The organism is Arthrobacter sp. TE26545, assembly GCF_056279005.1.
Genome location: NZ_JBWBQM010000001.1, coordinates 136854 through 155238, shown reverse-complemented (window position 1 = coordinate 155238; position 18385 = coordinate 136854). Strand labels below are relative to the sequence as shown.

General features: G+C 66.8%; 17 protein-coding genes. 9 read left to right on the top strand and 8 right to left on the bottom strand.

Features of this window, described 5'->3' with window-relative positions:
• Nucleotides 1-9: 9 nt before the first annotated feature.
• Nucleotides 10-489, bottom strand: a complete 480-nt coding sequence (locus ACZ9CK_RS00580) for an SRPBCC family protein (protein WP_426301684.1) — start codon at nucleotides 487-489, stop codon at nucleotides 10-12.
• 115 nt (nucleotides 490-604) lie between these two features.
• Between ACZ9CK_RS00580 and ACZ9CK_RS00575 the strand changes: the two genes are divergently transcribed.
• On the top strand, nucleotides 605-1687 hold the full coding sequence (locus ACZ9CK_RS00575; RefSeq protein WP_476048931.1) for an FUSC family protein: 1083 nt from the start codon (nucleotides 605-607) through the stop codon (nucleotides 1685-1687).
• Here the strand turns inward: ACZ9CK_RS00575 and ACZ9CK_RS00570 are convergent.
• The 4 genes from ACZ9CK_RS00570 to ACZ9CK_RS00555 form a co-directional block, all read right to left on the bottom strand.
• Complete coding sequence (locus ACZ9CK_RS00570) at nucleotides 1623-2429, bottom strand: SDR family NAD(P)-dependent oxidoreductase (RefSeq protein ID WP_476048930.1); 807 nt, start codon at nucleotides 2427-2429, stop codon at nucleotides 1623-1625. The two genes, ACZ9CK_RS00575 and ACZ9CK_RS00570, sit on opposite strands and share 65 nt — an antisense overlap.
• Nucleotides 2426-3961 (bottom strand): APC family permease, encoded by a 1536-nt coding sequence (locus ACZ9CK_RS00565; protein WP_476048929.1) that lies wholly within the window; start codon nucleotides 3959-3961, stop codon nucleotides 2426-2428. Before ACZ9CK_RS00565 ends, ACZ9CK_RS00570 begins: the two co-directional genes overlap by 4 nt.
• Nucleotides 3962-4095: 134 nt before the next feature.
• Nucleotides 4096-5586, bottom strand: coding sequence for an aldehyde dehydrogenase family protein (locus ACZ9CK_RS00560; protein WP_476048928.1), 1491 nt, complete (start codon nucleotides 5584-5586; stop codon nucleotides 4096-4098).
• The gene (locus ACZ9CK_RS00555) at nucleotides 5583-6047 is read right to left on the bottom strand and encodes a hypothetical protein (protein ID WP_476048927.1); all 465 of its coding nucleotides are present in this window, start codon (nucleotides 6045-6047) and stop codon (nucleotides 5583-5585) included. Before ACZ9CK_RS00555 ends, ACZ9CK_RS00560 begins: the two co-directional genes overlap by 4 nt.
• A gap of 229 nt (nucleotides 6048-6276) precedes the next feature.
• Between ACZ9CK_RS00555 and ACZ9CK_RS00550 the strand changes: the two genes are divergently transcribed.
• The 3 genes from ACZ9CK_RS00550 to ACZ9CK_RS00540 all read left to right on the top strand — a co-directional run bounded on the left by ACZ9CK_RS00550 (nucleotide 6277) and on the right by ACZ9CK_RS00540 (nucleotide 9664).
• Nucleotides 6277-8148 (top strand): primary-amine oxidase, encoded by a 1872-nt coding sequence (locus tag ACZ9CK_RS00550; protein ID WP_476048926.1) that lies wholly within the window; start codon nucleotides 6277-6279, stop codon nucleotides 8146-8148.
• 87 nt (nucleotides 8149-8235) lie between these two features.
• Nucleotides 8236-8841, top strand: a complete 606-nt coding sequence (locus tag ACZ9CK_RS00545) for a TetR/AcrR family transcriptional regulator (protein ID WP_476048925.1) — start codon at nucleotides 8236-8238, stop codon at nucleotides 8839-8841.
• 49 nt (nucleotides 8842-8890) lie between these two features.
• Nucleotides 8891-9664, top strand: a complete 774-nt coding sequence (locus ACZ9CK_RS00540; protein ID WP_426301668.1) for a VOC family protein — start codon at nucleotides 8891-8893, stop codon at nucleotides 9662-9664.
• Nucleotides 9665-9674: 10 nt separating this feature from the next.
• Here the strand turns inward: ACZ9CK_RS00540 and ACZ9CK_RS00535 are convergent, their stop codons facing one another.
• Entirely contained in the window at nucleotides 9675-10589 is a 915-nt protein-coding gene (locus tag ACZ9CK_RS00535) for a LysR substrate-binding domain-containing protein (RefSeq protein WP_476048924.1), read from the bottom strand.
• 125 nt (nucleotides 10590-10714) lie between these two features.
• Here ACZ9CK_RS00535 and ACZ9CK_RS00530 point away from each other — a divergent pair, with 125 nt between their 5' ends.
• Genes ACZ9CK_RS00530 through ACZ9CK_RS00520 form a run of 3 tightly spaced genes read left to right on the top strand, consistent with a single transcriptional unit; the run spans nucleotide 10715 to nucleotide 12982 of the window.
• Nucleotides 10715-11152, top strand: coding sequence for a RidA family protein (locus ACZ9CK_RS00530; RefSeq protein ID WP_476048923.1), 438 nt, complete (start codon nucleotides 10715-10717; stop codon nucleotides 11150-11152).
• On the top strand, nucleotides 11149-11820 hold the full coding sequence (locus ACZ9CK_RS00525; protein ID WP_426301662.1) for a DUF1028 domain-containing protein: 672 nt from the start codon (nucleotides 11149-11151) through the stop codon (nucleotides 11818-11820). The genes ACZ9CK_RS00530 and ACZ9CK_RS00525 overlap by 4 nt, the downstream gene beginning before the upstream one ends.
• On the top strand, nucleotides 11810-12982 hold the full coding sequence (locus ACZ9CK_RS00520) for a M20 family metallopeptidase (protein ID WP_426301660.1): 1173 nt from the start codon (nucleotides 11810-11812) through the stop codon (nucleotides 12980-12982). Before ACZ9CK_RS00525 ends, ACZ9CK_RS00520 begins: the two co-directional genes overlap by 11 nt.
• Nucleotides 12983-13041: 59 nt before the next feature.
• Here the strand turns inward: ACZ9CK_RS00520 and ACZ9CK_RS00515 are convergent, their stop codons facing one another.
• A complete protein-coding gene (locus ACZ9CK_RS00515) occupies nucleotides 13042-13980 on the bottom strand; it encodes a LysR substrate-binding domain-containing protein (protein ID WP_476048922.1) in 939 nt (312 codons plus the stop codon).
• 240 nt (nucleotides 13981-14220) lie between these two features.
• Here ACZ9CK_RS00515 and ACZ9CK_RS00510 point away from each other — a divergent pair, with 240 nt between their 5' ends.
• Together ACZ9CK_RS00510 and ACZ9CK_RS00505 are read left to right on the top strand one after the other, a co-directional pair.
• A complete protein-coding gene (locus ACZ9CK_RS00510) occupies nucleotides 14221-15339 on the top strand; it encodes a PrpF domain-containing protein (protein ID WP_476048921.1) in 1119 nt (372 codons plus the stop codon).
• 12 nt (nucleotides 15340-15351) lie between these two features.
• The gene (locus ACZ9CK_RS00505) at nucleotides 15352-16791 is read left to right on the top strand and encodes an SLC13 family permease (protein WP_476048920.1); all 1440 of its coding nucleotides are present in this window, start codon (nucleotides 15352-15354) and stop codon (nucleotides 16789-16791) included.
• A 167-nt stretch (nucleotides 16792-16958) separates the two neighbouring features.
• Here the strand turns inward: ACZ9CK_RS00505 and ACZ9CK_RS00500 are convergent, their stop codons facing one another.
• Complete coding sequence (locus ACZ9CK_RS00500; RefSeq protein ID WP_476048919.1) at nucleotides 16959-18269, bottom strand: flavin-containing monooxygenase; 1311 nt, start codon at nucleotides 18267-18269, stop codon at nucleotides 16959-16961.
• Nucleotides 18270-18385: the final 116 nt, after the last annotated feature.

Sequence of the window (18385 nt, the reverse complement as noted above, 5' to 3'; positions counted from 1 at the left end):
GTCACCGGCTCAGCGGCCAAGGCCCTGCAGGTACCTGTTCCGCTCCTCGATCAGGTACTGCATATAGCGGCCCAGGAAGGCCTTCTCCACGAGGCGGCCGAGCACTCCGAACGGCGCGGTGAACTCGACATGGTCCACCACCAGGGTGCCGCCGCCGTCGGGCCCTGAACCGGCCGGCCCTGAACCGTCGGGCAGGAACTCATGCACGTGCCGGAAGGCACGGAACGGGCCGCGCTGCTGCTCGTCGGTGAAGGAATCCGGGAAACTGAACTGCGTGATCCGGCTGGTCATCCGCACCGGCAGTCCGAAGTGCCGGGCCCGCCACGTAACCACATCACCCAGGGACATCAGACCGGCGGTCACCCCGGCCACCGCCCGTTCCCCGGACTTGGCCATCGAGCCCAGATGGACATCAACGCTGCGGGAGAGGTCGAATGCCTGCTCCGGGGTCATGGCCAGCAGGGTCCGGCAGGTAAACGAGACCGTCATGTGGCGATCCTGCCATGATGCTGCGCACATTGTGACCGGGCTGATAGCGGGGCATCCGCACCGTTTGGTACTTTTCCGGAAGACCCGGTCACACGAAGAACGGCGGTATCCCCCGGTGCGCAAGCTCCTCTCCCTCGCCCGGGAACTCAACTCGATCGGCCCCGCGAACAACGACCGCCTCTCCGCCGTGCGCGTCGCACTCAGCGTGGCGGTGCCCACCCTGTTCCTGCTGGCAATCGGCCGGCCCGAGCTCACGCTGTACGCAGTATTCGGCGGCCTCACCGCAATGTACGGCAGGAACGAAAGCCACCAGCGGCGGCTCAAGCACCAGCTCCAGGCGGCGGTGGTCCTGCTGGGCGGCGTCACCGTAGGGACCTTCCTCGCCGTGAACCACATCCATTCCTGGGCGCTGGTCCTGGTTGAAGCAATCCTGGCCGGGCTGGGTTCCATTTACTCCGACCGGGTGCGGCTCAAACCCAACGGGCCGTTCTTCGGCATCCTCGCCCTCGGCGCCTGCGCCTCGGTTCCCCTGACAGTTCCTTTCGGGGTGGCCGTGCTGATCGCGGCGGCATCGGCGTCGTTCTCGCTGCTGGTCGGCTTCGCGGGCTGGATCAGGGTCCGCACATGGAAATCCGGCGCCACGCGCCGCGCCCCGGCACTGGCTCCGAGACTCCGGCAGGCCGCCGTCGTGCATGCCGCCCGCTACGTGACGGCGGTCGGTGCCGCCGGAGCGGTGGGGGTGCTGAGCGGCAGCGGCTATCCGCACTGGGCGATGGCTGCCGCGGCGGTCCCGCTGGCCGGGGCGGACATGCCCAGCGCCGTCAACCGCGGCATCCACCGCATTGTGGGCACATTCCTGGGCCTGGGCGTGGTGGCAATCGTACTCTTCCCGGGCCCGCTCTCCCCCTTGCAGTACCTCCCGGAGACGGCGGTGCTGGTGGCTCTGGTGATCATCTGCCAGTTCTGCACCGAGCTGTTCATGACCCGGCACTACGGCTGGGCCATGGTGTTCTTCACGCCCGTGATCCTGCTGATGACGGAGCTCGCGGCGCATACGGATCCCGGGCGCCTGATCCAGGAGCGCGCCGCCGAAACCTTGGTGGGTGCCCTGACCGGGATCGCCGTGGTGGTCCTTATCCGTTCGCGGAGGCGCCATCCCGGGAAGCCGGCAGCGGCCGCCGGGGCGGACCTGCCGTAAGCCGGGCGGGCAGGACCCGCGCGATGGCGGTCAGCACCTTGTAGCGCTTGGTGGGAATCGAAATGGCTTTGCCGTTTGCATTGTCAACCAGCGCCTCACTGACCACACGGTCCGCCTTGAGCCACATCCACCGCGGAGCCACGGACTTGTCCATCCCCATCCGGTCATGGAATTCGGTATGGACGAAGCCCGGGCAGAGTGCCGTCACCTTGACCCCGCGGGCCGCGTAGGCGAGATTCGCCCAGCGGCTGAAGCTCACCTGCCAGGCCTTGGCGGCGGAGTAGCTGCCCCGGTTGGCGAACGCCGCCACACTGGCCACATTGATGATCCGGCCCGAGCCGCGCTCCAGCATTCCCTGCAGCGCGGCATGGCAAAGTTCCATGGGGGTCTGGACGTGGAGACGCAGGTGCCGTTTTTCGTCGTCGGCGCTGTTCTTCTCGAACGAGTGCAGCAGGCCGATGCCTGCATTGTTGACCAGCACGTCCACCGGCCGCGAGGCGTCCAGGAGACGCTCGACGACGGCGGCCACTCCGGCGTCGTCGGCAAGGTCCGCGGGAAGCACCTCAGCCGTGATGCTGTAATCGCGTTCCAGGACTTCCGCTGCGGCACGCAGGCGGCCGTCGTCGCGCGCCACGAGGATCAGGTGGTGGCCCTGCTCGGCGAGCTGCCGGGCGAACTCCGCGCCCAGCCCCGCGGTGGCCCCGGTGACGAGTGCGGTGAGGGCGTTCGCAATGGCTGTCATACGCCAAGCGTAGTCCTGCCTTCACTGGGAGCAGCGGTGCTTTGCCCGGCAGCGTCACGGACCTTCTTGCCTCGGATGTAGCCCACCACTCCCAGCGCGAGGACGCAGCCGAGGGTGCCAAGGGCGAAGGCTTCGAAGGTCGGCTGCGGAACGCCCCAGACCGCTTCGAAGTCGTAGTCCAGCCCGAAGAGGGCCTCCAGGGTTCCGGGGAAGACCGCCACCCACGAGCCGATGAGGATCCAGAGGAAGCAGACGGCGCCCAGCACACGGAACACGGCGTCGGAGACGGGAACCTTGAAGGGCCGCACCGTATCCGGGTACTTCCTGCGCAGACTGACCGCCGCCGGAATCGCCAGGAGGTAGCTGAGGAGGAAGGTGGAGATGGCGATGGTCAGCACCACGCCGAAGAGTGCGCTGCTTGTGCCGCTGAGCTGCATGGCGGCGAGCATGAACAGCGTGGCCACTATGCCGGAGAGGGTGTTGACGCGGATCGGCGTGCCGAGCTTGGGATGGAAGCGGCCGAAGAAGCCGCCGAAGAACGAGCCGTCCGCGGCGGCCATGGCCTGCATGCGGTCGCTGATGATCATCCACGCCGCGCCCTGGGAGACGAGGACGAAGCAGAAGATGATGGCCGAAACCGCGAGCATGGCCTCCGCCGCGGGCCCGAACACGGTGTAGACCGTGGCCACCGCACCGAACAGCCCGCCGATGCCGGTGATCTGGTCCAGCGGAACTACCAGCAGGATGGCCAGGATCGGCAGCAGGTAGCTTGCGGCGGCGATCATGGAGGAACGCGCCACGGAGATCGGGACGTCCTTGGCGGGGTTCTTCATCTCGCCGGCGGCGCTGTTGCCGGACTCGAAACCGAGGAAGGAGAAAAGCAGCAACGGGGTCACGCCGAGGAAACCGGCGAGGGTGGGCGAGAAGAAGCCGAGGTCCAGGCCGTTGAAGCCGTGCTGCAGCCCGTAGACCAGCGTGACGACGATGAAGAAGGTCAGGAACACAACCTTGAGGATTGCACCGAGCGAGGGCAGCCACTTGCCGTGCTTCAGGCTGATGATGGCCGAGGTGACCGTGATCCAGATGAACACCAGCTTGAAGAGGTAGTCACCCACGCTGCCGGCCTCCACATGGCCCACATACTCGGACCAGGTTTCCACCGCCACGAACGCCATGGCGCCGCCCACCCAGACGGGCTGCGTGACCCAGGTGAAGAGGGAAGTAATGGCGGCAACCACGCGGCCGAAGGCCATCTTGGTCCAGATGTACACCCCGCCTTCCTCGGTGAACGCCCCGCCGGTCTCCGCGAAGATCAGCCCGTACGGGACCATGAAGGTGACCGCCAGGATGAGGGTCCAAGTAAAGGTTTCGCCGCCGAAGCCCGAAACCTGGCCCAGGACCTCCACGGAGATGACGGCCGCGACCACCAGCAACAGGATGTCGAAGCGGCCGAGGGATTTCTGCAGATGCTTGCTTTGCTCCTGGGCAAGAGCCGTCTGGGCGAGACGCTTTGTGGCTGTTGGCTGATCCATGATCGGTCCTTTGCTGCTGCTTGGGGATTTGCTGTTGAGCAAGAGGGATGGGGGGGTTGTGTCAGCGTAGAAGGATGAATTGCATCACGTAAACAATGGAATAGCGATGAGAGTCATCGGTAATTCTGATGCACTTAGCCGAACTGGATCCACGTCGTCTTGGGCGCCGTGTAGTTGTCGAAGGCGTGCAGGGACAGATCGCGTCCGAAGCCGGACTGCTTGAAGCCACCGAAGGGGGTGGTGTTGCCGAGGGCATCGACCGTGTTCACTGACACCGTGCCGGCGAGCAGCTCCCCCGCCACCCGGTGCGCGCGCGAGAGGTCCGAGGTCCACACGGACGCGGCCAGGCCGTAGTCGGTGGCGTTGGCCAGCCGCACCGCCTCCGCTTCCGTCTCGAAGGCCTGGAGCACGGCGACCGGCCCGAAGATCTCCTCGCGGTGGACCTCGTGGTCGGCGGGCAGTCCGCCCAGCAGCGTGGGTTCCAGGTACGCGTCGGAACCGCGGATTTCCCGGCGTTCGCCGCCGAAAAGCACCTCGCCTTCGGTGCGGCCGCGCACGATCCAGCGCTCGACGTCGTCGGCGTGCCTGCTGCTGATAAGCGCACCGTTGCCGTCCAGTCCTGCCAGCGGGTCCGCCGGCGCGTAGCCGGCCGCGGCAGCGGTGAGCAGTGACGCGAACTCGTCGTGGATTTCCCGCTGGACCAGTATCCGGGAGTTGGCCGAGCAGACCTGCCCCTGGTTGTAGAACGCCCCGAAGGCGGCCTTGGCGGCCGCAGTGGCGAGATCGTCCGTGTCCGCGAACACGATGTTGGAGCTCTTGCCGCCGGCTTCGAGGCTCAGCCGCTTGAGGTTGCTGCGACCGGAAGCTTCAAGCAGGGTCCGGGACACGGCCGTGGAGCCGGTGAACGCCAAGGCGTCGACGTCCATGTGGTGCGCCAGCGCGGCCCCCACCTCACGGCCCGAACCGGTGACGACGTTCAGCACCCCGTCCGGCAGGCCGGCCTCGGCGGCCAGTTCGGCCAGCCGCAGGACGCTCAGGGAAGTCAGTTCGGCGGGCTTGAGTACCAGGGTGTTTCCTGCCGCCAGCGCGGGAGCAAGCTTCCAGACGGCGATCTCCAGCGGGAAGTTCCACGGCACGATGGCAGCCACCACGCCCAGCGGTTCCCGCGTCACGAGCGCCGTTGCCCCCGGCGGCACCGCCGGCAGTTCGCCGGACTGCTTGTCGGCCGCCTCGGCGTACCAGCGCAGCGTGGAGATGGCTCCCGGCACGTCAACGGTGGTGGTCTGCAGGATCGGCTTGCCGCTGTCCAGGGTTTCCAGCAGCGCCAGTTCGTCGGCGTGGCGTTCCATGAGCGCGGCCAGCGCCAGCAGCACTCCCTTCCGCGCTTCGGCCCCCACGCGGGACCACGACGGGAAGGCGCGCCGGGCGGCGGCCACCGCAGTGTCGACGTCGGCGGATGTGCACGCGGCCAGCTCGGCCAGGATCCGGCCGTCGACGGGGCTGATGGTGGGACGCTTACTGCCAGCGGAGACGCGGCACCCGTCCACGAAGGCGCGGCCGTCGATCGCGAGGGCATCGGCCCGGCCCTGCCAGTCGAGGGAAAGAACGGTGGAAGTGGTGTTCATGGTTGCTCCTTTGTTGTCAGGGTTGCTTCTTGGAGTGTCATCCGGGGACGGCGGTGCAGGCGGAGCGCTACGGAAGCGCCCATCAGGCAGGCCAGTTCGACCGCGATGAGGACGAGCATGGAACCCGAATGGCCGGACGGCGCCGCGGCCAACGCGCCGTGATGACCCCCGGCGCCGGACGATGCCAGCAGCACCAGGTGGATGAGGATCATGGCGGCACTCATGGCGATCAGGTGCCCGGCGGCACGCCCGGCGCACCGCACCCGGAGCGCCATCGGCGAAGCGCAGGCCAGGCAGGCCGCACCCATCGCCGCCATCAGCCAGGCCATGGCTCCGGCGGGGGCGGCCAGGGCGGCCGCCAGATGGGCTGCGGCGCCGGCCGTCACGGAAGTGCCGACGATGCCCGCTGGAATCCGGGCGCGCAGGAGGCTCCCTGGGCGCAGGGCGGCAATCTGGTTCATGGGTTTTCCTGCCTGCCCGGCGTGAATCAGTCGGGGACTTTACGCCGGGGCTGTGAGGTGGCTAACATCAAAGCGTTGGTTGAACAGTTGTACCATCAAAAACAGACTTCAGGAAGTGCCATGACCTTTCAGACGACCCCCTTGGCCACCTTGGCGCAGCACCCGCTGGAGCAGCTCTCGGGCCCGGGAAATTCACGAGGCCCGCCGGATCCTGGTGGATGCCGGCCTGGTGGCCGACACCACCCGCTTCGCCTACCTCGGCCTGGTGGAGCCGCCGAAATCGGCCCTGTACACAGCCGGAGACGGGGCCGCTCCGGACCGCATTGTCCGGGCGATGCTCTGGGATGCGGCCCTGTCCCGCTCCCTCGACGTCCGGCTCACCCTCACCACCGGAGAAATCCTTGAACAGCGCGAACTGGATCCCGCCGTCGACGGCCAGCTGCCGGTGCTGATCGAAGAGTTCGGGATCATCGAGGACATCCTCGCCGCGGACCCGCAGTGGAAAGCCGCCCTGGCGGACCGCGGTTTGACACCGGAGCAGGTGCGCGTCGCGCCGCTCTCCGCGGGCGTCTTCGAGTACGAGAACGAGGAAGGCAAGCGCCTGCTCCGCGGCCTGGGCTTCCGGCAGGACTACCCGGGCGACCATGCCTGGGCTCACCCGATCGACGGCCTGGTGGCCTTCGTCGATGTGGAGAACCGCCGCGTGGACCACCTGATCGACGACGGCCCGGTGCCGGTCCCGGAGATCAACGGAAACTACACCGATCCGGAAATCCGCGGCGAGCTCCGAAAGGACCTCAAGCCGATCGAGATCACGCAGCCCGAAGGCCCCAGCTTCACCCTGGAAGGCAACCTTCTTTCCTGGGCCGGCTGGGATCTGCGGGTCGGCTTCGATGCCCGCGAAGGCCTGGTGCTGCACCAGCTCCACCACACGCACAACGGACGCAGGCGCCCACTGGTGCACCGCGCGTCGATCTCCGAAATGGTGGTCCCGTACGGCGATCCGTCCCCTTACCGGAGCTGGCAGAACTACTTCGACTCCGGCGAATACCTCGTGGGCCGGGACGCGAACTCCCTCAAGCTCGGCTGCGACTGCCTGGGCGACATCACCTACATGTCCCCTGTGGTGGCCGACGATTTCGGCAACCCGCGCACCATCGAAAACGGCATCTGCATCCACGAAGAAGACGCCGGCATCCTGTGGAAGCACACGGACGAGTGGGCCGGCTCCAACGAGGTGCGCCGCAACCGCCGCCTGGTGGTCTCCTTCTTCACCACCGTTGGCAACTACGACTACGGCTTCTACTGGTACCTCTACCTGGACGGCACCATCGAATTCGAGGCCAAGGCCACCGGCATCGTGTTCACGGCCGCCCTGCCGGACAACTCCTACGCCTACGCCTCCGAGATCGCCCTCGGCCTGGGCGCCCCGTTCCACCAGCACCTCTTCAGCGCCCGCCTGGACATGATGCTCGACGGCGCCGCGAACCGCGTGGAGGAACTGGACCTCGTCCGCCTGCCCAAGGGACCGGGAAATCCGCACGGCAACGCCTTCACGCAGAAGCGGACCCTGCTGGCCCGCGAATCGGAGGCAGTCCGCGACGCCGACGGCAGCAAGGGACGCGCCTGGCACATCAGCAACCCGGACTCGCTGAACCAGCTCGGCCACCCCGTCGGCTACACCCTTTACCCCGAGGGGCAGCCCACCCTGGCGATGGCCGATGATTCCTCGATTGCCTCGCGCGCCGCGTTCGCCCGGCACCACCTCTGGGTCACCCGGCACGCCGAGGACGAGCTCTACGCCGCGGGCGACTTCGTCAACCAGCACCCGGGCGGCGCCGGCCTCCCGGCCTACGTGGCCCAGGACCGTGACATCGACGGCCAGGACCTGGTGGTGTGGCACTCCTTCGGCCTGACCCACTTCCCGCGCCCGGAGGACTGGCCCATCATGCCCGTGGACACCACCGGTTTCACGCTGAAGCCGCACGGTTTCTTCGACGCCAACCCCACGCTCAACGTGCCGCCGTCGTCCGCGGGCCACTGCGCCGCGTCAGCCACAGAGACAGCGGCACCCGCGGACACTGCAAAACCCTGCCACTGATAAGGTGACGACGGCCGGGCCTCTGCCCGGCCGTCGTCGCACGTCCCCGCAGTCCCCGACATCCGGAGAGGAGCAGCATGCCCCCGCTTGGTCGACCACCAGGAACGGCGCCGTGCGATCATCGAGACAACGTGGCGGCTGATTGCCGGGCAGGGCATCGAGAACGCCAGCATGCGGGACATCGCCCGGGAATGCGGGTATGCCGCACCCGGCGTGCTGGCCCACTATTTTCCCAACAAAGACGCGCTGCTCCTGGCGTCCTACGAACTGATCTGCGAGCGCACCAACGAGCGCATAGCCGCAGGCACCGCCGGCCGCCGCGGCCTTGCCGCACTGCGGAGCATGTGCCTGGAGATCATCCCGGCCGACCCGCTCACCGTCGTGGAGGCCCGGGTTGCCGTTTCCTTCTGGCAGCGGGCCCAGACGGAGGACGCGCTGCGCGCCGTGGGCCGGGAGGCGCTGCTGCATTGGCGCACCTTGATGATGGACTTCCTTGCGCAGGCGGAGCACGACGGCGAATGCGCGCCTTTGGCGGATCCGGATGCAGTTGCCGACGAGCTGCTGAACATCATGATGGGCCTGCACGTGACCTCGATGCTGGACCCGGACACGGTCACGGGCTCCCGGCAACGGCACCTCATGGAGCGTGCGCTGGGCCGGCTTACTCTGCAAGCGGCGCGGACGTCCGGCTAGGAGCGCGTCTCCTGTACCGGATGTGGCCGGCGTTGTAGGCTCGGGAACTATGGCTCTGCGACTTGTTCAGGTGAATTTCAAAGCCCGGGATGACGCGGCGCTCGGCCGGTTTTGGGCTGACGCACTCGGCTGGGGCGTTTCCAGCGAAGGACCCGGGGTAACCAACGTTGAACCCGTGGGCTTCAACTGGCCGGACCCCACCGCCGTCTGCATCGATGTCGTCGCCGTCCCGGACCCGGAAACGGTGAAGTACCGCGCCCACCTCGATCTCGCCACCACCTCCGCGGCCCACCAGGAGGAACTGGTGGCACGCCTGCTGGAGCTCGGCGCCACCCATGCCGACATCGGTCAGGGGGACGTCCCGTGGACAGTCCTGGCCGACCCGGAAGGCAACGTGTTCTGTGTCCTGGAGCCCCGGGAGATCTACCGGGACACCGGGCCGATCGCCACAGTGGTGGTCAACTGCTCTGATCCGCGGGCGATGGCGCGGTTCTGGAGCGAGGCCACGGACTGGACCCTGCACGAGGTGGACGACAATCACGCGCGGTTGCGTTCGGCCAGCGGCGTCGGTCCATATCTGGAGTTCCTGCGCGTCGAAGGCCCGGAGACCCTGTGGAACCGTGTGCACCTCGACGTGAAGCCCTACGCCGGGGACGATCTGGAAGCAGAAGTGGCCCGGCTGCGGGCCCTGGGAGCCACCGACGCGGACGTCGGCCAGGGTCCTGATGTGTCATGGCGCTGCCTTGCCGACGTGGAGGGCAACGAGTTCTGCGTCCTCGCCCCGGATAAGGCTGCGTTGGATATGGCAGGGGTCCCGGACTAAGTCCCGGAGCCTAGGAGCGAGCCGCCTTGGCGGCGGCGATCTGGTGCCGGACCGCCTGCGCCACCGCGCGCACCCGCGCCGTGGGACGTTGCGTCCGCAGGTAGGCGAGCACGGTCTTCAGGTCCGGCACGTCGTCCCGGATTTCCACCGTGGCCAGCTTGCCGCCGTCGTACGTCAAACCGTGCTGCGGACGCTGGTGCAGGATCGAATAGCCCAGCCCCCGCGCCACGAAGGTGCGCACGGTTTCGTAGCTTGCCGAACGGAACCTGACGTCCGGCTCCCGGCCGCCCAGGCGGGCGATGGAGAGCATGAGGTCGCGGCTGTGCGGCAGATCCAGGAGCACGAAGGGCTCGTCCTTCAGGGCGGACATTTTCACGCTGCCCGCACCGGCGAGCTTGTGGTCCGGCGGCACCGCCAGGTAAGGCCTCGCGGTATCGACCACGGAGGTGGCCATCGCCTCGGGGAGGTCCAGGTCATAGCAGAGGGCGAGGTCGGCCTGCCCGCTGAGCAGCGCCGCCACGCACCCCGAAGTATCGGATTCGATGACGTCCATTTCCAGGGCGGGGTGGTCTTCGCGGAGCTTGCTCAGGACGCCCGGGAGCAGGAACGGCGCAAGCGTGCTGAAGCAGGCCATGCGGATGCGCCCGGCAACGCTTTGGGTTTCCCCGCGGGCGTGGTCAAGGCTTTCCTCCACATGGGCCAGGATGGACTGCGCGTCGCGCAGGAACAATTCGCCCGCAGGGGTCAGGACCAGGCCCTTTGACCGCTGCCGGATGAAGAACTGGGTGCCCACGTGGCGTTCCAGCTGGGCGATCGCGGCCGACACTGCCGACTGGGCCACGTTCAGCCGGACGGAAGCCCCGGTCATGGACAACTGGGCAGCGGCCTCGACGAAATACCGCAGTTGGGTGAGCGTGACATCCATTCACCGAGCATATCCTTTCATCTGTTTTTTCGATACAACTGTTCTAAAAGGACTGTTGGACAGATTTCGACGGCGGGCGGGAAGCTGATTCAAAGCATCCACCGAGACGAAGAGGCAGCGGCCAAGTGAAGCATCAGCGCATCCGTACGTTCAACACGAAGGACACCTACCCGGAGCAGAACCTGGACAACGATCTGTGCCAGGCAGTGGTGGCCAACGGCGTGGTCTACCTCCGGGGCCAGATCGGGCAGGACCTGGACACGCGCGAGTCCGTGGGGATCGGCGACGTCGAAGCCCAGGCGGAAAAAGCCATGGCCAATATCGACATGCTGCTCAAGGAAGCAGGCAGCAGCCTCGAGGACATCGTCAAGGTGACCGTCTACATCATCGATCCGCGCTACCGCGAACCCGTCTACCGCACCATGGGCCGCTGGCTGAAAGGCGTGTTCCCGGTGTCCACGGGCATCGTCGTCTCGGCACTGGCCCGGCCGGAATGGCTCGTGGAAATCGATGCCACCGCCGTGCTGTCCACCCGGAACACTTCCATGGAGGGAGCGGCGTGACCTTCAGCATCGCAGCCACCGACGGAAACGGCAGGTTCGGCCTCGCGGTTTCCTCGTCCTCGCCGGCCGTCGCCGCCCGCTGCGCGCACCTGCGCGACGGCGTGGGGGCCGTCAGCTCGCAGAACATCACCGATCCGCGGCTCGGCACCGCCCTGCTCGACCGCCTCCAGGCGGGATATTCCGCGCAGGAGGCGGTCGACGCCGTCGTGCACGAATCCCCTGCCGCCGCCTACCGGCAGCTGGTGGTCCTGGACGCCCACGGGGGTTCCGCGGTGTTCAGCGGCGGGCACTCGTTGGGCGTGATCGGCGAGGGCCGCGGCCCGCGCAGCGTGGCTGCGGGGAACATGCTTGCCGGGCCCGGAGTTGCCCAGGCCCTCTGCGATGAGTTCGAGGCGACGTCCGGGGAACTCGAGGTCCGGCTGATGGCCGCCCTGCGCGCCGCGGAGGCGGCCGGCGGCGAGGCGGGGCCGGTGCGCTCGGCCGGCATGTCGGTGGTCTCCGGACACGGCTGGCGGGACACCGACCTGCGGGTGGACTGGCACGAGGATCCGATCGGGGAGCTCGGCCGGCTGCTGGAGGTCTGGCTTCCGCAACGAAACGACTACGTGGTGCGCGGCCTCGACCCTGCGGCCTCAGTGGGCTACGGGGTGCCCGGCGATGAGCGCTGAACCGGCCACAGCGATGACTCCGGCCGCACAGCGTGCCCGGGTGCTTGAGGCGGTCACCGCGCAGCACCCGGCGCTGATCCGGCTGTCGGAGACGCTGCACGCCAATCCGGAGCTCGGTTGGCAGGAACACAAAGCCGCCGGCTGGACAGCCGCCTACCTGGCCGGGCACGGCTTCGCCGTCGAGGAGGGGTACCTGGGCTTCCCGACGGCGGTCCGCGCCGTCGTCGGGAACGGCTCCCGGCGCGTGGGGCTGATGGCGGAGTACGACGCGCTTCCCGGGCTGGGCCATGCCTGCGGCCACAACATCATCACCGCGATCTCCTGCGGAGCCGCCGTCGCCCTCGCGAAGTTCGCCGCCGGGCGGGACCTGACCGTGGAGCTCTACGGCACCCCGGCGGAAGAAGGCGGCGGCGGGAAGATCGAGCTGCTGAAGAAGGGCGCCTTCCGTGGCCTGGACCTGGCCATGATGGCCCACCCCAGCCCGGTGGATTCCGCCGAGGCCAGGCCCTACGCGGTGGCGCACAACCATGTGGAGTACCGCGGCAAGTCGGCCCATGCCGCCGCCTACCCCGAGCAGGGCGTCAACGCCAACGATGCCTTCGTGGTGGCGCAGGTGGCATTGAGCCTGCTCCGGCAGCAGCTGCCGTCCGGGACCCGCGTCCACGGCATCCAGACCCGCGGCGGTGAAGCGCCCAACGCCATCCCCGAGAAAACCGAAGGCCGCTGGTATGTCCGCGCCGAATCCCTTGCCCAGCTGGGAGAGCTGGAGCAACGGGTCCACCGCTGCTTCGAAGCCGGGGCCGTGGCGTCCGGCTGCGAACTCTCCGTCACCCCGGAATCCGAGCCCTACTCCGAGTTCCGCACGGAGCGGCGGGCGCTGGAGCTGTACATCCGGCACGCCGAATCCCTGGGTCGGGACTTCAACGCGCCTCCGGAGCAGGCCACCATGAACCGGGCATCCACCGACATGGGCAACGTGTCCCAGGTGGTCCCTGCCATCCACCCATACATCGGCCTGGGCTGCTTCCCCGCGGCCAACCACCAGCCCGAGTTCGCCGCGCACTGCGTCGGCGAGGCGGCCAACCAGGCGATTCACGACGGTGCCGCCGCCCTTGCGCTGACGGCGCTGGACTTCCTGGCGGGCTCCGGGAAGCCGCGTTGAGCACTACAGCCCCGGGGACCGCGTGGTCCCCGAGGAGGCTTACCGGGGCATCAGCATTGTTACAGGTAGTCCCCAGCCCGTTCCCGTGCGATCTCCATCAGGGTGGAGTGGAAGGCGACCTCTGCCGGGGCGTAGACCTTGTCCTGGCGTTGCGCTAGGAGCACCCGCCGCAAGGGTGCGTCGGAGCCAAGGCTGATGACCCGGACATCGGGGTGCTGGAGGGCAACGGCAGTCTTGGGCACCATGGCTACGCCCATGCCAACGCTGACCATGGCTTGGGCCTCCTGGTAGTCGTTGGCCAGGAAGCCAATGGTTGGTTCAAAGCCAGCCTCGTGGGCGGAACGCTGCAGTACTTCCACCACGGGGTGGGCCTCAGCGCGGACAATCCAGGATTCCTTGCGGAGTTCCTCCATCCGGATCTCCTCCCGGTCGGCGAGGGGGTGATTGCGGGATACCAAGAGCACGGTGCTTTCGTGGAAAACCTCGGTCAAGCGGATGGTGTCATCGTGGAAGCGATTCCACGGATAGTCCCAGAGCAGGCACAGGCCGGTCACCCCGGACTGGAGGTCATTGACGAGTTCATCAAAGCGGGCGCTCCGCACGGACAGGCCGATGGCGGGGTACCGCTTCTTGAAGGCCCGGATCACCAGGGGGAGGAACGAACCGGCAAGAGTGGGAAAGGTACCCACGGTCAGCGAGCCGCGCTTCAAACCCGCGATTTGGTCAAGGTCGCTCCTGGCGGCGCTCATTTGCGCGACGATCTTTCGTGCGTGACCTGCCAGCACCTGGCCTGCTTCCGTGGGCACCACGCCGCGGGAGCGCCGATTCAGCAATGGCTGGCCGACTTCCTGCTCAAGTTTCCTGAGTTGTTGGGACACGGCAGACGGCGTGTACAACATCAACTCGGCTGCAGCGGTGATGGATCCCTGCTCCACGACTTCAACCAGCAGTGCCAGGCGCCGGATATCGAAAAGACTTTGGTTGTCATCGTTTAGCAACTCTTTACCCTCCGGTTGGAATGGTCAATTCTATACATTCCTGCCTTGCGGCCAGGGCTCGCGGGGCGGCTCTTCCGGTCATGATCCATTCCGCTGCGACTCCTCGCGCCTTGCCTCACAGTGAATGAAGTAAATCTACATCCCCCGACAGATATCCAACATTGTCTTCATTTGTGATCTGGCTCAATCTCGAACTATCCCCCTCAACACTTGGGGGCCTCGGAGAGCAAGGAAGAGATCATGAAGATCGAAGCGGAGTGGATGCGCGGTGGCACCAGCAAATGCTGGGTGTTCGAAACGGCACATCTGGAAGAGACCCAAACGAGCCCGGATGTGCTGCTTCCGCGGCTCTTTGGCAGTCCCGACCACCGGCAGATCGACGGCGTTGGTGGGGCAACCTCAACAACCAGCAAGGCAATGATCCTCAACCGGCCCCTCAATGGCGACGTCGATGTCGAATTCACCTTCGCGCAAGTGGGCATCGAAGAGGCAGCGGTGGATTGGGGCAGCAATTGCGGCAACTGTTCTGCAGTGGTCGGCCTCTACGCCATCGAAAAAGGCTGGGTCATTCCCACCGGGGATGTCACTAGGATCCTTACGCGCAACACCAACACCGGCCAGATCATCATCCAGCAGGTAGCCACGCCCTCGGGAGCGTTGCCGATCTCGCCTCAGTCATACATGCCTGGAGTGCCGTTCCCCGGCTACCAGGTTGGGCTTGGATTCCAGGATCCTGCGGGCAAAACCACGGGCAGGCTTCTGCCGACCGGGGCGGCCCTCGACACGGTGACCGCCGGCGGGACCCGCTGGACCGTCTCCATGGTGGACGCTGGAGCGCCGGTAGTAATACTCCGGGCCGGGGACCTCGGCCTTGACCCCGAGCGGCACGACAGTTGGTTCGGCGGCGTTGAGTTGCAGCTGCAAACCCTGGAGCGCATTCGGCGCGAAGCAGCCGTTCGGATGGGACTCGCGGCAACCGCCAACGAGGCGGCCCGCGCCGTCCCCAAAGTCGCGATAGTTGCTCCCCCCGCCCGGTCCGACCGGGAAAGCGACGTCAGCGTCATGATGCTCTCCATGGGCAAGCCACACCCCGCCCTGGCAATCACGGGAAGCATCGCGCTCACACTTGCCGCCCGAACTCCGGGCACCGTCATGAACGAATTCATGGGCGACACACCTCAACCCACCCTGCGGCTGCGCACCCCAGCCGGGGTGATCAAGACCTGGAGCGAGGAGCGGGACGGATCCCAGTTCGTCGGCGTGGACCGAACAGCCCGCACCATCGCCTCCACCACCATCCACCTCCCCGAGGTCGTCGACAGCTCCGTCAACGCCTCCCTCGCCGGCGCTACTCGATGAAGAGAGAGCATCATGACTAAAACCGCAGAGAAAACCGCACCAAGCAACACCTATGGAGACAGCTCCCAGCGACCCAGGCGTCGCCGTCGTATCCTGCTGGTGACGGCAGCCACCATCATTGTCCTGGGCCTGGTCGCCCTCCTGTTCGGCGGCGTCCTGGGCAACCCTTCGGCTGCCTCGGAGTCGGAGCCAACCATGACCGCCACGCAGATCGTCCCGCTCGTCATCCTCGTTGTGATGTTCGTGGTTGCTACGAAGTGGCCTTTGAACATTGGCGTGATGGGACTCGTCGCCTCCTTCGGTGTGGGCTACTTCGTCCTCGGAATGAGCGACAAGCAGATTCTGGAGGAGTTCCCTGCGAGTATCGTCCTGACGATCATCGGCGTCACTTACTTCTTCAGCATGGCCCAACGGAACGGGTCGATCGACATCATCGTGCAGAGCTGCGTCCGCATGGTCAGGGGCAAAACCATGCTGCTGCCATGGGTGTTCTTCCTCATGGCCGCCGCCCTGACCGCACTGGGCACCTTCAGCCCCGCCGCAGTGGCCCTATTGGCACCGGCAGCCCTCGGACTTGCCTATGAGTCGCGTATCCACCCCGTCCTGATGGGCGCCTTCGTCATCAACGGCGCCCACGCCGGCGGCTTCTCGCCGCTTTCCGTTGCCGGCGTGCTGGTCCACGACATCGCCCACAAGAATGGGTTCCCCATTGACCAGGGCGCACTGTTCCTCGCCAGCTTCGCCCTCAATCTCATCCTCTCGGTACTGACCATTGTGGTGTTCGCCATCTTTGGGAAGCTGCGCGACAAGCACGCCAATGAATACGCCGGGCTGGGCACTCCCCGCATCGGCCGTCCAAACGGACAGCAAATGCTCACCTTGGCCCTGATCCTTGCGATCCTCGTGTGCACGCTGGGTTTCCACATGCCCATCGGATTCGTTGCGCTGTCCGCGGGCCTGCTCCTCGCCTTCGTCAACATCAAGGAACACAAGACCTTCATCGGCGGCGTCTCCTGGTCCACGGTCCTGCTGGTGGCGGGCATGATCACCTATGTTTCCCTGCTCCAGCACGTCGGCGTCATCGACACCCTCGCCGAACAGGCCCTGGCACTCGGCGCTCCCCTGCTGATCGCCCTCGTCCTCTGCTACGTCATCGGGGTTGGGTCCGCCTTCGCGTCCTCCACCGCCCTGCTGACCGCGTTCATACCCCTGGCCGGTCCCCTGCTGGCGAGCAGTTCACTGAGCGCCTCGGGAACTGTCGCCGCCCTGTCCATTGCCGCCACCGTGGTGGACGTTTCGCCGTTCTCAACGGACGGAGCGCTCGTCGTGGCCAATGCGCGCGACGCCGACCGGCAGCGGGTCTACCGCCAGCTCATGGCGTACGCAGGCGGCGTTGTTCTCGTCGCCCCGGCGCTGGCCTGGGCCCTGCTGGTACCGACCGGAATCATGTAACCGCCACAAGACCGCCGGACCCGCGTCCGGCAAGCGCACGGGAACCTGCACTCCGGCGCAACAGGAGACCCGAAAGACGGGCGCAGGAACACCCCGTACGCACCAAAGGCAGGGCGGCTTTTCCAGCCGCCCTGCCTTTGCCTTTGCCTTTACCGTCTCGCGCTCGCTCAGACCCCGCTCGGCACCCCGTCGAGAACCCCGCCCGGCACCCCGCCCGCCACCAGCGCGTGCTGCTCGTTGTGGGCCAGGTAGCTGCGCTGGATCGAAATCTGGTCGGCAACGTACTTGGCGTCGTGCCACACGCCCCAGATAAAACTGGATCCGCGGCGCGACTGCCAAGGCAGCCCGAGGAAGTAGACCCCGGGCTCGGACGAAACGCCGCGCTGCTGCCGCGGCTTGCCCCTCTCATCGAATGCGTCCACCTGCAACCAGCCGTAGTCGACGGCGAAACCTGTCGCCCAGACGATCGAGCGGATTCCGGCGCCGGCGAGCTCGAGTTCGAGGATGGGGTCGGTGAGGCTTTCCGGGTCCGGCCGCAGCATACGGGCCCCTGGCTCCTCGGGAAGATCCAAGCCGTTGCGCTCAACATAGGCGTCGGCCTCATCGAGCAGCCCCAGGTAGTGGGCGTCGCCGTTGGCGATGTTGTCGCGGAGGTCAGCTGCAAAGCTGATGGTTCCGTTGTCGAAGGAAAGGGTCCTGCCGGTGAGCTTGATGCCCTCTTCGGCGAGGGCCCGGAAGTCGACAGTGTGGCCGCCGTCGGCCCCGCTCACCGCGATGGTGACGTGTTCTGCTCCCTGGGCAGGCGTGGAGGCATCCCACATCCCCAGCACCCCGAGCCACCAGCAGAAATCGCGCCCGCGGTAGCTCCGCGGGGGACGGTCGTGCGGACCGACCGAGAGGTGGACCTGCCGCCCGGAACGCTGGATCTCCGCGGCGATCTGCACACCGGAGGAACCGGCCCCCACCACCAGGACGCCGCCGTCGGGCAGCTGCTCCGGATTTCGGTATGAGCTGGAGTGAAGCTGCACAAGCCCTGAAGATTCAGGGACGACGGCGGGAATCACCGGTTTCTGGAAAGGTCCCGTTGCGGCCACGACATACCGGGCGTCGAAGTGCCCGTCGCTTGTCTCCACGCGGAAACCCGGCGCACCGGCCTTCCTGCGGACGGACGTCACCTCGACGCCGCAGCGCACCGGTGCGTCGATTTTCGCCGCATAGGCCTCGAAGTAGTCCGCGACCTGCTCCTTCGAGGCAAAGTCGCCGGGCTCAAGGCCCGTGAACTCCAGGCCGGGAAAGCGGTCATGCCAGGCCGGCCCGTTCGCGACAAGGGAATCCCAGCGCATTGAGCGCCACCGCTCGGCGATGCGGTCCCGTTCCAGGACAAGGTGCGAAATTCCCCGGTCGCTCAAATGCTCGCTCATCGCGATCCCGGCCTGACCTGCGCCGACAACGAGGACTTCAACCTCTTGGCTAGCCATCAATACTCCTATGCAAGTTGACGCGCACGACATCAAAGATCGCGCCCTGGGTGACGGGTTTTACCCATCATCACGCGGGGATCTGCATCTGCATAGCGAATAAATCCGGCTAAGGA

What these genes read in the sequence shown, in the direction of transcription:
- ACZ9CK_RS00560 (WP_476048928.1), bottom strand. Translation starts at nt 5,586, where the DNA reads ATGAACACCACTTCCACCGTTCTTTCCCTCGACTGGCAGGGCCGGGCC.
- ACZ9CK_RS00505 (WP_476048920.1), top strand. Translation starts at nt 15,352, where the DNA reads ATGACTAAAACCGCAGAGAAAACCGCACCAAGCAACACCTATGGAGAC.
- ACZ9CK_RS00535 (WP_476048924.1), bottom strand. Translation starts at nt 10,589, where the DNA reads ATGGATGTCACGCTCACCCAACTGCGGTATTTCGTCGAGGCCGCTGCC.
- ACZ9CK_RS00510 (WP_476048921.1), top strand. Translation starts at nt 14,221, where the DNA reads ATGAAGATCGAAGCGGAGTGGATGCGCGGTGGCACCAGCAAATGCTGG.
- ACZ9CK_RS00555 (WP_476048927.1), bottom strand. Translation starts at nt 6,047, where the DNA reads ATGAACCAGATTGCCGCCCTGCGCCCAGGGAGCCTCCTGCGCGCCCGG.
- ACZ9CK_RS00540 (WP_426301668.1), top strand. Translation starts at nt 8,891, where the DNA reads ATGGCTCTGCGACTTGTTCAGGTGAATTTCAAAGCCCGGGATGACGCG.
- ACZ9CK_RS00500 (WP_476048919.1), bottom strand. Translation starts at nt 18,269, where the DNA reads ATGGCTAGCCAAGAGGTTGAAGTCCTCGTTGTCGGCGCAGGTCAGGCC.
- ACZ9CK_RS00565 (WP_476048929.1), bottom strand. Translation starts at nt 3,961, where the DNA reads ATGGATCAGCCAACAGCCACAAAGCGTCTCGCCCAGACGGCTCTTGCC.
- ACZ9CK_RS00570 (WP_476048930.1), bottom strand. Translation starts at nt 2,429, where the DNA reads ATGACAGCCATTGCGAACGCCCTCACCGCACTCGTCACCGGGGCCACC.
- ACZ9CK_RS00520 (WP_426301660.1), top strand. Translation starts at nt 11,810, where the DNA reads ATGAGCGCTGAACCGGCCACAGCGATGACTCCGGCCGCACAGCGTGCC.
- ACZ9CK_RS00580 (WP_426301684.1), bottom strand. Translation starts at nt 489, where the DNA reads ATGACGGTCTCGTTTACCTGCCGGACCCTGCTGGCCATGACCCCGGAG.